Below are 12010 nucleotides of genomic sequence, written 5' to 3'. Positions count from 1 at the left end.
GCGGACGGCCGGCCAGCGCGGCGCTGACCGGCGTCTCCGCGTCGGATCAGGCCGAATTCGCCCCGCTACGGCGCCGGAACCACCACAGCCCGCCGCCGATCAGCGCGACGGCGGCCACCACGATGGCGGTGATCAGAACCGGGCTCGCCCCGTCGTCCGCCGCGACGGCCGTGGTGCTCTCGGCAGGCGGCTGCGTCTCCGCCGGTTCGCCGGACGCCGGGCTGGACGGCGCGGCAGAGGAGGTCTCGGCGCTCGGGGTGGGACCGACCGGCTCGGCCCCGGGCGCCGCCGGCTTCAGCGCGAGGGTGGGCGCCGGGCTGCCGTGCTCGCCCTCCTTCGGCTCCTCCAGCTCGATCCACCGGTCGACGCGGCCGTCTCCGTAGCTCTGAAGCGTCTTGAAGGCCAGGGACTTCGCGTCCGGGAGCTGTCGTACGGTCACGGCGTACGCGGCGTCCTCGCCGGTGGCGAGCGCGGGCCCGCCCACGGTGAAGCCCCGTTCCGTGACCGCGAACTTCCATTCCGCGGGCCCCTCCTTGTAGCGGACATCGGCCGGGGCGATCCCTTCGGGCAGGATCACCTCCAGCTCGGTGATGCCCGCCTTGTCGGACTCCGTCTCGGCGGTGAAGTCCAGGGTGACGTTCTCCGCGAGCGCTCTGGCGCCCTCCGCCTCGACCTCCACATGCGCGGACGCCGGAGCGGCGAGGGCGACCGAGGCCGCCAGGGCGAGGACGGTCACGGCGGACAGGCGGCGCACGGTGCGCGGCCGGATGGTGCGGGACACAGGTAACTCCCAAGAGGGTGAGGTCTTACGGGCACGTCGACGCGCGCCCCGGGGTCAGCGGGGAGAGAGACCTCGGTGGGGGACCTCGGCGCACCACCGCGTACGCCAGCACCAGGGAGGCGCGCGGGGGCGCCTGCGCCCGCGCACCCACGGGACGCAGAACGCGGGGTACGCGCTGTACGGGCGGTGACGGCGCGGCCGGGACCAGCCGTACGAACAACTCGGCCAAGACACCGCCGAGGTGCTCCCCGGCGAACCGGCAGGCGGCGTCGGCCCGTTGCAGACACCACGCCACCAGCAGGGCAGCCGCGAGATGCGCCGCCGCCATCGGCACACCGTGGTGACCGGCATGCCACGCCTCGTGCGCGTCGCGCCGTACGCCATGGCCCGCCATCCCGTGCGGATCCGCGGCGGGATGGTTCGCCGCCCGCGAGAGCCAGAGATGCAGGGCGGCCTGGGCGGCACCGGTGGCCGCCATCGCGGCGGGCAGCGACCTCGGCGCGCGGACGGCGGGCACCGTCAGGACGAAGAGCACCCCGAGGGCGGCCCACACACTCGGCCAGGGCGCGGAATGTCCCGAAGCCATATGGTGTCCGGTCACCGCGAGTGCCGTGCTCGTCGTGGCGAACACCGCGGCGCGGGCAGCCGCCACCGGCACACCGGCCGGCCGGCAGCGCCTGTGGCCGGCCCGGTGCGTGGTGCGGGAATCGCTCGTCCACGACATGGCGGCCCCATCATGGGGCATCGTCACCGGCCCTCGAAGCGGAGTTCCGGTATGCCCCGGAATCGGGACCGCCGATGTGGTGAGCGTACGGACCGATGTGGTGAGGGTACGGTCAGTCCTCAAACTCCCGCCGGACGCGGCGGGAGGGGATGAAGGTGTAGAGATCGAGGATTTCGGGCGGGTCGGCCAGTCCGGGGCCGCCGTCCTTCACCCACGCGGTGATGTCCGCGGCGGCGTCGGGGTCGTTGACCAGGCCCAGCCAGACCGGGCGGCCACCGGCCCGGCGCCCTTCGGCGGAGGGCTGGATGACGACGACGTTGGCGCGTTCGCAGGCGTCCAGGCAGTCGGTACGTCGTACGGAGGCGACCTCCGCCAACGACCCGCGCAGCTCGGTCAGTTGCGCGGCGTGGTCCAGGCGCGGGACTTTGGGGGTGCCGCAGCAGCAGCCGCGGCAGACGGTCACCGTGGGACGGGCCGCCCCCGGCGGCGTGGCGGCCTCCCGGCCTCGGCGGTTCATCGGTCCTCCCCGGCGGATGCGGCGGCGCGGCGCCAGGCCGCGTCGCGGAGCAGGCGCAGACCGTTGAGACCCACGATAACGGTCGAGCCCTCATGCCCCAGAACACCGAGCGGCAGCGGCAGATGACCGACGAGGTCCCAGATCACCAGGCCGGAGATGAACACCCCGGCGATGACCAGGTTCTGCACCACCAGCCGGCGGGCCGCGCGGGAGAGCGCGACGACGGCCGGGACGGTGGCCAGTTCATCGCGGACGATCACGGCGTCGGCGGTCTCCAGGGCGAGATCGGAGCCGGCCCGGCCCATGGCGAGTCCGGTGTGGGCGGCCGCCAGCGCGGGGGCGTCGTTGACACCGTCACCGACCACCAGCACCTTACGGCCGGCCGCCTCCGCCTCCCGTACGGCCGTGACCTTGTCCTGTGGGAGCAGCCCGGCGCGGACATCGGTGATCCCGGCCTCCGCGGCGAGGCGGGCCGCGGCCCGCGGGTTGTCACCGGTCAGCAGTGTGGGGGCGGTGCCGGTCAGGGTCGTGAGGGCGGCGACGGTGGCGGCGGCGTCGGGGCGCAGCCGGTCCGCGATGCCCAGCACCCCGACGGGGACACCGTCGCACTGGACGAGGACCGCGGTGCGGCCACCGTCCTCCAACTCGCCCACCACCGTGGCCACGGCCGGGTCTGCGGCGTCCGCGAGGAGACGCGCGGGCGCGCCGACGGCGACCGTACGGCCGTCGACGACGGCGGTGACTCCGACGCCGGGGGCGGAGGTGAAGTCCCGTACGTCCGGGAGGACAAGGCCCCGTTCACGCGCGGCGGTGACGATCGCGCGGGCGAGCGGGTGCTCGCTGGGATGCTCGGCCGCCGCCGCCAGGGTCAGCAGCCCGTCCTCGGTCAGTCCGTTCGGTTCGGTCCCCGCGGTCCCTCCGATCCCCCCGGTTGGTCCGGTCTGCGCGGTCTGTCCGGCCGGTCCGGCGCCGGTCACGGGACGGACGTCGGTGACGCGCGGGGTGCCCTCGGTGAGCGTGCCCGTCTTGTCCAGGGCGACGGCGTCGATCTGGCCGAGCCGTTCCATGACCACGGCGGACTTGACCAGAACACCATGGCGTCCCGCGTTGGCGATGGCGGACAGCAGCGGTGGCATCGTGGCCAGCACCACGGCGCACGGGGACGCCACGATCATGAAGGTCATCGCCCGCAGCAGCGCGTCGGTCAGGCTCGCGCCGAAGGCCAGGGGAACGCCGAAGACCGCGAGGGTGGCGAGGACGATACCGACGGAGTACCGCTGCTCGACCTTCTCGATGAACAGCTGGGTCGGCGCCTTGGTCTCGGAGGCTTCCTCGACCATCGCCACGATTCGGGCGATCACCGAGTCGGACGCGTCGCGCTCGACCTTCACCCGCAGCGAGCCGGTGCCGTTGAGGGTCCCGGCGAACACCTCGTCCCCGGACTCCTTGGGTACGGGCAGGGGTTCACCGGTGATGGTCGCCTGGTCGACCTCGCTTGAGCCGTCCAGTACGCGGCCGTCGGCGCCGACCCGCTCGCCGGGCCGGATCAGGATGGTGTCGCCGACCACGAGGTCCTCGGTGGCGACGGTCTCCTCCCCGCCGTCGTCCAGCAGCCGGGTCGCGGTCGTCGGCGCGAGATCGAGCAGGCCGCGCACGGAGTCCGCGGTACGGGCGGTGGCCAGGGCCTCCAGGGCGCCGGACGTGGCGAAGATGACGATCAGCAGCGCGCCGTCCATCACCTGTCCGATCGAGGCCGCTCCGATCGCCGCGACGATCATCAGCAGATCGACATCGAGCGTCTTCTCCCGCAGGGCCTGGAGCCCCGCCCAGGCGGGCTCCCAGCCCCCGGTCGCATAGGCGAGCGCGTAGAGCGGTCCCCAGGCCCACGCCGGGGCGCCGGTCAGTTGCAGGGGCAGCGCGATCAGGAAGAGGACCAGCGCCGCGGCGGCCCAGCGGGCCTCGGGCAGCGCGAACACGCGCGTGCGGCGCCGGGGAGCGGCGGTCCCTCGCGTGGCTGTCGCCCGGACCGGGCGATCGTTGAGGGTGAAAGACATGTGAGTGGGTTCCTCCACGGCGGACGGCACCGAGCGACCCGTCCACCATACAGGAATGAATGAACACCTCTTCATTTGTTGTGTGGAGGTCGGGACCGTGAAGTCCCGCCCACCGGCGACCGCCGGACCCGGAGAGGAGCTACGAAGGGGCCCGCGCGGCGCGTCTACGCGGCGGGTTCACGCACCGGATCCGACGCCTGGCGCAGTTCGCCCTCCAGCAGCCCCATCGTGAACATGTCGTACCACTGGCCGTCACGCCGGAAGGTCTGACGCAGCCTGCCCTCGTCGACGAAGCCGACCTTCTGGTAGACGCGGTGCGCGGCGTGGTTCTCGGTGACGACGGTCAGCGAGATCTTGTGCAGCCGCATCTTCTCGAAGCCGTAGCGGCAGACCGTCCGCATCGCGTCGGTGGCGTACCCGCGTCCCCAGTACTCCTTCTCGCCGAGGTAGATGTCGAGCTTGGCGCCTCCCGTCTCCGGATCGGTCTCGCGCAGCTGGACCAGGCCGATGAGCTGCTTGTCCGCCAGTGCCTCGATCCCCAGCAGCACTTCGCCGTACGCGTTGCGCGGTCGCTCCTCCAGCCACCTTCTGACCCGTCCGAGCGGCTGGGCGTAGTCGTCGTTCATCCAGCGCATCACCTCGGGATCGTGGTTCCACCGCCACAGTGCGTCGGCGTCCGACGGGTCCATCGCTCGCAGCTTGACGAGGTCTCCGAGCACCATGTCTGCCAGCCCTTCGCGTGTTTCATGATCGGCTTTCGGTGAACCGCCAGTGGTAGCACGGCCGAACCCGGGGCTCAACCTGATAAGCCCCGTGTACGGCGGATCCCACTGGATGCCGACCACGCGTATCCGGACCTATGGCGTACGGACCTATGGCGTACGGACCCATGGTGTACGGACCTACGGTGTACTGACCTACTGCGTACGGATCTCCTGCGTACAGCATTTCACCCCGCCGCCGGCCTTCCGGAATTCCGAGAGATCCACCGGGACCGGACGGTATCCACGGTCCGTCAGCGCCGCGATGAGACTGGTCGCGTCCTGGGCGATGACCACATGGTGTCCGTCCGACAGGGAATTGAGGCCGAAGCACTTGGCGTCCTGCGCCGTCGCGATCAGCGCGTCGGGGAAGAGGGATTTCAGCACGCGCCGACTTCCCGGCGAGAACGCGCCCGGATAGTAGGCGACATTGTCGTCGTCGAGCGCGAACAGCGCCGTATCCAGATGGTAGAAGAGCGGGTCGACCAGGCGCAGGCCGACCGTGGGCACACCGAAGAACTCCTGGGCCTCCTGGTGTGCCTGCGGCAGCGTACGGAAACCCGTCCCGGCGAGGAGCAGCCCTCCCACCGGGGTGAAGTCGCCCTCTCCCTCGCAGATATGGGCAGGCGTGCCCACCTCGAAGCCGGCGCTCTCGAACCACGCCCGGTAATGACCGGATTCCGGCCGCCTCTCCGGTGCGAGAAAATGCGCCCCGAACGCCCTGCCGCCGAGCACCACAGCGGAGTTGGCGGCGAACACCATGTCCGGCAGACCGGCGACGGGCGTCATCATCTCCACGTCATGTCCCAGATCCCGGTATACGGAGACGAGGGTTTCCCATTGCCGTAGAGCCAGCGCGGAATCCACCGGCTCCTGCGACGTCATCCATGGGTTGATGGCATAGCGGACCTCGAAATATTCCGGTGGGCACACCAGATAACGGCGTTTCCGCGCAGCCCGTGGTTCCCTCATGAACGGCCCTTTCCTAGAACCGGGGAGATGAGAACCAGAATAGGGAGACCGGGAACGGGCGAACAAGAGAGGAATGTTGCGCGGGGGTGCAACTCTGTTGCGTGTGACGGCGCGAGAGCGGCTACTCGTTAATCCGTGAGAAGCGTCCCGAGCCCGCCTCGGGGCTGCTCGGCAGCAGATGGGACAGCACCACGAAGCTGTGCGTCTCCTTCACGAACGGTTCCGCGCGGATCCGTTCGAGTACATCCTCGAAGTGCTCGACATCGAGCGCCCTGATATGGAGGATCGCGTCGGCGCGACCGGTCACGGTGACGGCCGACTGGATCTCGGGATGGTTCCGTACGACTTCCGCCAGCCGCTTCGGCGGCGCGGCCCCCTCGCAGAACACCTCCACATACGCCTCGGTGTGCCATCCCAGCGCCGACGGTGTGACCACCGTGGTGAAGCCGGTGATCACCTCGTCCTCCCGCAGCCGGTCCACCCGGCGCTTCACCGCGGGCGCCGACAGCCCGATGGACAGACCGATCTCCTTGAAACTCGCCCTGGCGTCGGCGATCAGCGCGGTGAGGATCTTGCGATCGAGGTCATCCAGGACAGTTCCGTGACGGCGCATCAGGAATCCCCTCCACTCGGGCGCACGCGCTGTCGCGCGGCCGTTGCGAAGATCTTCGTGCATCACTCCGGCCGGCGTCAGCGGGCCCACTTGATGCCGAGTGGGCTCCTTCATGACGTGTGGGCCGATTCGTGCGGCGGACGGCGGCCACCGTTCAGCTCTCTGCCATCGAGCGGACACGGCCGATCAGCACAGTGCAGCGGACACGGACATCCAGTACCTGGAGTGCGCATGAGTACGGCAGACAGCAGTAGGAATCTGGACAGACGGGCGCTGCTTCAGGCCGCGCTGGTCGTACCGGCCGCGGGCGCCGCCGCGACCGCGCTCGACACCGTACCGGCGCGGGCGGCGACGGCGGCGGCAGCCACGGCAGGGGGCGGCGGAGACCGGTTCGACACCGACAGCCCCCGGTTCGCGCTGGCCGTCCTTCCGGACACCCAGTACCTCTTCGACGCCGACAGCTCCGACCCGGCGCCGCTGCGCGAGACCTTCCGGTATCTCGTCTCGGAGCGCGGCGCGTCCAACATCGCCTTTATGACGCACCTCGGTGATGTGACGGAACACGGCACCGGCGACGAGATCGAGCTCGCCGCCGACACCTTCCGTACCCTGCACGGCAAGGTGCCCTACAGCGTCCTGGCGGGCAATCACGACATCAACGGGTCGACGGACGATCAGCGTGGCGACAGCGCGTATCTCAGGGCCTTCGGGCCGAAGCGCTACTCCTCCATGCCGACCTTCGGCGGTGCCTCGCCCGACGGCTACAACAGCTACCACGTGCTGCGCGCGGCGGGCCGCGAGTGGCTGGTCCTGGCGCTGGACTGGCGGGTGTCGGACGGGGGACTGCGCTGGGCGCAGGGCGTGCTCGACGCGCACCCGTCGCTGCCCGCCGTGCTGACCACCCACGATCTCGCGTGGTCGGACGACGACGGCGCGGCCGAGCTCTCGGACAACGGCAAGCGGCTGTGGGACGGCCTCGTCCGCGGCAACGACCAGATCTTCCTGGCCCTGGGCGGTCACTACTGGCCGCCGGGCCGCACCGTACTGACCAACGACGCCGGTCATGACGTACACGTCCAGATCACCAACTACCAGGACCGCTACTACGGCGGCGCCGGGATGATCCGGCTGTACGGTTTCGATCTCGCCCGCGGGGTCATCGACGTCGAGACGTTCTCGCCGTGGTTCCTCGCCCGCGATCCGGCGAAGCGGACGCCCCTGGAGGCCGAGACCATCGAACTGACCGGCCCCGTCGACCGGTTCAGCCTGGAGATCGACTTCACCGAACGGTTCGCGGGCTTCGCCCCGGCCACCCCGCCCGCCCCGCGGCCCGCCTCCGCCGTGATGCCGCGCGGCACCGTCGCGTACTGGCGGTTCGACCCCTCCGGACTGCCGGACGCCGGCCGCGCGGGCGAGCCCGTGACGGACGGCAGGGTCGCCCGTGACCTGACCGGCAACGGCAACGATCTGACGGTGCGCCGGCTCCACACGAGCGGCGCCGACGCGCTGACCTGGTCGGCCGAGCACCACCTCGGCCAGCCGGCCCACGCGAGCCTGCGCTTCGACGGAGGGAAGGCCCCGGACCGCGGCGCGGTCCTCACCACCGCGGCCGGCGCCCCGCTCAACAGCGCCACCTTCACCTCGGGTTACACCATCGAGACGTTCATCAAGCTGCCGGAGCCGTTCTCCGGCGATCACGCCTGGATGGGGATCCTCAGCTGGGAAGGGCGCAACGGCGACGCGGGCAAGACGACCGGCTGGTCGCCCGACGAGCCGACGTGCAGCCTCAATCTCTCCCCGGAGCGATTCCTCCAGTTCGTCGTCTACCCGCAGCGCCAGGACGCCGACCCCACCTCCTGGAGCCATGCCGTCCCGGTGGGCCGCTGGATGCATATCGCCCTCGTCAACGACGGCCGCCGTACGGTGATGTACGTCGACGGCTCGAAGATCGCGCGCAACCCGGCCCAGAAATCGACCGGTATCGCCACGCTGGGCAAGCCCTTCGTCCTGGGTGCCACCCAGTTCGACGAGCGGTTCGGCCAGGGCTTCTACGGCTGGATCGGTGACACCCGCATCGTGAGCCGGGCACTCGCGCCCAAGGACTTCCTGACGCCGTTCGCGTAACGCGGCGGGCCGGGTGGCGGCGGCGGGCTCACGTCCGCCGCCACCCGGCAGTCTTCAGGGCATGTTCGCTCGTCGCGGGGGGATTACCGCCGGCAGTACGGCACCGGCGACTGGTTCTCGACGTAACGGGCCGCGACATAGCCGGGCCGCGCGTCCCCGAGCAGGTACCAGAGGTCGTTGCCGTCCACGTTCTCGCCCCTGACCTTGCAGAAGAGGGGGATGACCGTACCGGGCCGCAGGCCGCCCAGATAGGCGGAACGGGAGGTCGGCTCCTCACGGATGCTCAGGGTGATCCGCGAGACGACCTTGCCCTTGGGCTCTCCCCGGGGCGCCTTCGCGGACCGCGAGGCCGGGGGACCGCCCGCCATGGGTGAGGCGGCGGGGGCCCCGGCGGCCTGGGCGGCGCCGGCGGGTGCGGCGGTCAGCGCGGCGGAGCAGGCGATCACGAGTACGGCGAGAGCCGAGGCGACGCGGCGCCCGGTGCGCGATGTGTACACGGTGTTCCCTTTCCCTTATGGGACGTTGCCCCCTTCTTATGGCATGTGGGACGGGAGGATCGCCAGACCGGTGGGGAATCCTCACCCGAACGGGTCGGCCCGCTCGCTGTGTTCGGTGGCGCGGTCGGCAACGGCCCCCGACCGCGCCCGTGATGGAACGCCGGACCGGTCAGCCGTTGACCAGCGCGATGTACCGGTCCCAGTCCCAGAGCCGGCCCGGGTCGGTGTGCGTGGCGCCGGGAACCTCGCTGTGGGCGATGATGTGTTCGCGTGTCCTGGGGATGCCGTACCTGGCGCAGACGGCGGCGGTCAGCGCGGCGGACGACGCGTACATCGCGTCCGTGAAGTACTCCGGCCTGTCCACCCACCCCTCGTGCTCGATGCCGATGCTGCGGGTGTTGTAGTCCCAGTTGCCCGCGTGCCAGGCGACATCCTTCTCCCGTACGAACTGCCCGATATAGCCGTCGGCCGAGGCGATCATGTAGTGCGCGGAGACCTTCTTGGCCGGGTCCTGGAAGATCTTCCGCGCGTCGGGGAAGGTCTCCTGCGTCACATGGATGACGACGAAGCCGACCTGATAGGTCGTCGGACGGCTGGACACCGTGTAGTTGGAGGTGCTGGCCGGGATCCAGTGGGTGGGCGGATACGCGGCGGAGGCGCGTGGTCCGGCGCCGGGGGCGCCGCGTTCCTCGGGGGCGCGCCGGGCGCCGGCGGCCTGGGCGGTGGAGGCGGAGATCGTGGCGAGTCCCAGCGCGGCGGCGCCGAGGCCGGCACCGGAGCGGAGTAAGGCGCGGCGGGACGGTGTGGGGGTGTGGGCTTCCATGGGGTCTCCCGTAATCCATTGCCTGGAAGGGGTGACGCGCGTAGTGCGCTTCCATGCTGGACCGTCGGCATGACCATGCCAATCACTGTCGGGCAAAGAAAGAAAACGGCTCTCGGTCTGGACCTCTGGCGTTTCTCATCCTGTCGGCCGCCCGGATCCATGGAAAGGTTGCCGCGCGTCCGGTGTGACGCGGGTGTAATACTCCCTCCATGGTGTCGCGAGTTACGCGTGTGGGTGAAGGGTCACGGGCACGGGTGGACGAAGGCCCGGCCGGTACGACGGTCTCGATCAGGCGGGCGACCGCGCGGGACTCCCGGCGGCTCACCCGGCTCGTCCGGGTCTCCCGCGCCTACGAGGGCCCGTACGCGCCGATGATCGCGGGGTACCGGGTCGGCCCCGACTACATCGAGACTCACCGGGTCTTCCTGGCCGTGGCGACCGGAGAGGCGGGGGGCGCCGCCGACGCCGTACGCGGCGACGAGCGGCTGCTCGGCTTCTACGCGCTCGTCCTCGAACCACCCGAGCTCGATCTGATGTTCGTCGCGAACGCCGCCCAGGGGCTCGGTATCGGCCGCCGGCTCGTCGAACACATGACGGACGAGGCGCGCGGCGCCGGACTCGACGCCGTCCGTGTCGTCTCCCATCCGCCCGCCGAGGGTTTCTACCGCAGCGTGGGCGCGCGTCGTACGGGCACGGTGGCCGCGAACCCGCCGGCTGTGATGTGGGACCGGCCCGAACTGGTCATCCCCGTACCGGCCGCCGCCGTGCGTACGAGGGGAAGCGGAGCACCGCTCTCGTAGAGGTGCGGTGCTCCGCCCCGGGCCCGGGGGTCCTCGGTACTACTTGTTGAGCAGGGCGTTCATCCGGGTGATCTCGGCGCTCTGGGACGTGATGATGGCGTCGGCCATGTCCTTGGCGCTCTGGTCGGCGCCGGCCGACTTCTGCGTCCTGGCCATCTCGACCGCGCCTTCGTGGTGCTTGATCATCAGCTTCAGGAAGGCGGTGTCGAACGCCGGGCCCGACGCCTTCTCCAGCGTGGACATGTCGTCGTCAGCCATCATCCCGGGCATCGAGTGCCCCGAGTGATCCATGCTGCCCTGCGTCGGCACCTGCGCGTCCCAGGAGGTGAGCCAGCCGGACAGGGTCTTGATCTCCGGGTCCTGGGCCTTCTTGATCTCGGCGGCGAGCTTCTTCACCTCCGGTGAGGAGGCCCGGGTGGCGGCGAGATCGGCCATCTCCACCGCCTGCCGGTGATGCGGGATCATGCCCTGCGCGAAGGACACGTCCGCGGCGTTGTGCGCCGATCCCGCCGCCGGCGCCGGGGCGGACGCGGATGCCGAAGCGGTGGAGGACGGGTTTCCGCCGGCCCCGCCGCAGGCGGCGAGGGTGAGCGCGGCGGTGGTCACGGCCGCGGCGATGGCGGCCCTGCGGGCCGTGTGACGGTACGAGGTCATGGTGGAACGACTCCTGTGCGTGGTGGGGGAGAGAAGGGCATGCCGATCGCGGCCACCGGCGCGGCGAACCGATCGATGTGACCGATGTGATCGTCTCGATCGGCTCGGCAGCGGGGACGGCCGCGGGAGCGGCGCCTATATACGCAGGAGTTGGAGTTCGCTCAATGAGGGGGGAGCCCGGTCACCCGCCGTTGTCCCGGGGGCCTGGCGTAGCGCGGCGGGTACGTCGAGCGTGCCGGCGGGCAGTGCGGAGGCGAGGGAGGTCGGCAGCGCGGGACCGGCGCTGACACCGGCGGCGGCGCAGGTGGCATCCGCGTGGTCCAGATGCCCGCCGCCGCCATCACCCTGATGTACGCAGTCCCCGTTCACCGCGCCGGCGGCCATGACATGACCGGAGGGCGGGGGTACGGGGGACGACCCCGGTCCCATGGCGGCCGTCGAAGCCGCCGGGGCCGGGGACGAGGCGGTGTGGGCTGCCATCGAGGGAGCGGGCGACAGCCCGTGCATCGCCAGCAGTCCGGTCATCACCGAAGCCACGAGCAACAGAAGAAGAACCCGCGGCCCCGCGGGCCGGGTCCTGCTGCGTGATGACCGTCGCCTCATCTGATCATCGTAAACAACGTAGGGCGTTCGAGATGACGCGGCCCGGCCGTCCGGGAGCGACCTCTTCTCCCGGACCGTTCGCCAGGG

13 protein-coding genes are annotated in these 12010 nt (G+C 70.8%); 2 read left to right on the top strand and 11 right to left on the bottom strand.

Features of this window, described 5'->3' with window-relative positions:
- Positions 1–46: 46 nt before the first annotated feature.
- The 7 genes from ACFRKB_RS18830 to ACFRKB_RS18800 form a co-directional block, all read right to left on the bottom strand.
- Entirely contained in the window at positions 47–781 is a 735-nt protein-coding gene (locus tag ACFRKB_RS18830; protein WP_383107046.1) for a DUF1775 domain-containing protein, read from the bottom strand.
- A 25-nt stretch (positions 782–806) separates the two neighbouring features.
- On the bottom strand, positions 807–1505 hold the full coding sequence (locus ACFRKB_RS18825; RefSeq protein ID WP_383107044.1) for a hypothetical protein: 699 nt from the start codon (positions 1503–1505) through the stop codon (positions 807–809).
- A 112-nt stretch (positions 1506–1617) separates the two neighbouring features.
- Complete coding sequence (locus ACFRKB_RS18820; RefSeq protein WP_383107043.1) at positions 1618–2022, bottom strand: (2Fe-2S) ferredoxin domain-containing protein; 405 nt, start codon at positions 2020–2022, stop codon at positions 1618–1620.
- Positions 2019–4076, bottom strand: coding sequence for a heavy metal translocating P-type ATPase (locus ACFRKB_RS18815; RefSeq protein WP_383107041.1), 2058 nt, complete (start codon positions 4074–4076; stop codon positions 2019–2021). Before ACFRKB_RS18815 ends, ACFRKB_RS18820 begins: the two co-directional genes overlap by 4 nt.
- Before the next feature lie 164 nt (positions 4077–4240).
- Positions 4241–4798: a GNAT family N-acetyltransferase gene (locus tag ACFRKB_RS18810; RefSeq protein ID WP_383107039.1), complete on the bottom strand. Its 558-nt coding sequence runs from the start codon at positions 4796–4798 to the stop codon at positions 4241–4243.
- Between the two features lie 195 nt (positions 4799–4993).
- On the bottom strand, positions 4994–5809 hold the full coding sequence (gene ddaH, locus ACFRKB_RS18805) for a dimethylargininase (protein ID WP_383107037.1): 816 nt from the start codon (positions 5807–5809) through the stop codon (positions 4994–4996).
- Positions 5810–5930: 121 nt separating this feature from the next.
- Positions 5931–6422, bottom strand: coding sequence for an Lrp/AsnC family transcriptional regulator (locus tag ACFRKB_RS18800; protein WP_383107036.1), 492 nt, complete (start codon positions 6420–6422; stop codon positions 5931–5933).
- A gap of 231 nt (positions 6423–6653) precedes the next feature.
- Between ACFRKB_RS18800 and ACFRKB_RS18795 the strand changes: the two genes are divergently transcribed.
- Positions 6654–8546 (top strand): LamG-like jellyroll fold domain-containing protein, encoded by a 1893-nt coding sequence (locus tag ACFRKB_RS18795; protein ID WP_383107034.1) that lies wholly within the window; start codon positions 6654–6656, stop codon positions 8544–8546.
- 83 nt (positions 8547–8629) lie between these two features.
- Here ACFRKB_RS18795 and ACFRKB_RS18790 read toward each other — a convergent pair whose 3' ends face one another.
- Together ACFRKB_RS18790 and ACFRKB_RS18785 are read right to left on the bottom strand one after the other, a co-directional pair.
- Positions 8630–9043, bottom strand: coding sequence for an SH3 domain-containing protein (locus ACFRKB_RS18790; protein ID WP_383107033.1), 414 nt, complete (start codon positions 9041–9043; stop codon positions 8630–8632).
- Positions 9044–9212: 169 nt separating this feature from the next.
- Entirely contained in the window at positions 9213–9866 is a 654-nt protein-coding gene (locus ACFRKB_RS18785; protein WP_383107031.1) for an N-acetylmuramoyl-L-alanine amidase, read from the bottom strand.
- Between the two features lie 209 nt (positions 9867–10075).
- Between ACFRKB_RS18785 and ACFRKB_RS18780 the strand changes: the two genes are divergently transcribed.
- Positions 10076–10666, top strand: coding sequence for a GNAT family N-acetyltransferase (locus tag ACFRKB_RS18780; protein ID WP_383107029.1), 591 nt, complete (start codon positions 10076–10078; stop codon positions 10664–10666).
- Between the two features lie 39 nt (positions 10667–10705).
- Here ACFRKB_RS18780 and ACFRKB_RS18775 read toward each other — a convergent pair whose 3' ends face one another.
- Together ACFRKB_RS18775 and ACFRKB_RS18770 are read right to left on the bottom strand one after the other, a co-directional pair.
- Positions 10706–11320, bottom strand: a complete 615-nt coding sequence (locus tag ACFRKB_RS18775) for a DUF305 domain-containing protein (RefSeq protein ID WP_383107028.1) — start codon at positions 11318–11320, stop codon at positions 10706–10708.
- Positions 11321–11455: 135 nt separating this feature from the next.
- The gene (locus ACFRKB_RS18770) at positions 11456–11857 is read right to left on the bottom strand and encodes a DUF6153 family protein (protein ID WP_383107026.1); all 402 of its coding nucleotides are present in this window, start codon (positions 11855–11857) and stop codon (positions 11456–11458) included.
- Between the last annotated feature and the right edge of the window lie 153 nt (positions 11858–12010).

It is taken from the genome of Streptomyces scopuliridis (assembly GCF_042790125.1).
Classification (GTDB): domain Bacteria; phylum Actinomycetota; class Actinomycetes; order Streptomycetales; family Streptomycetaceae; genus Streptomyces; species Streptomyces scopuliridis_A.
Note: the sequence above shows the minus strand (reverse complement) of the source record. Positions and strands in the feature narration are given on the sequence as shown.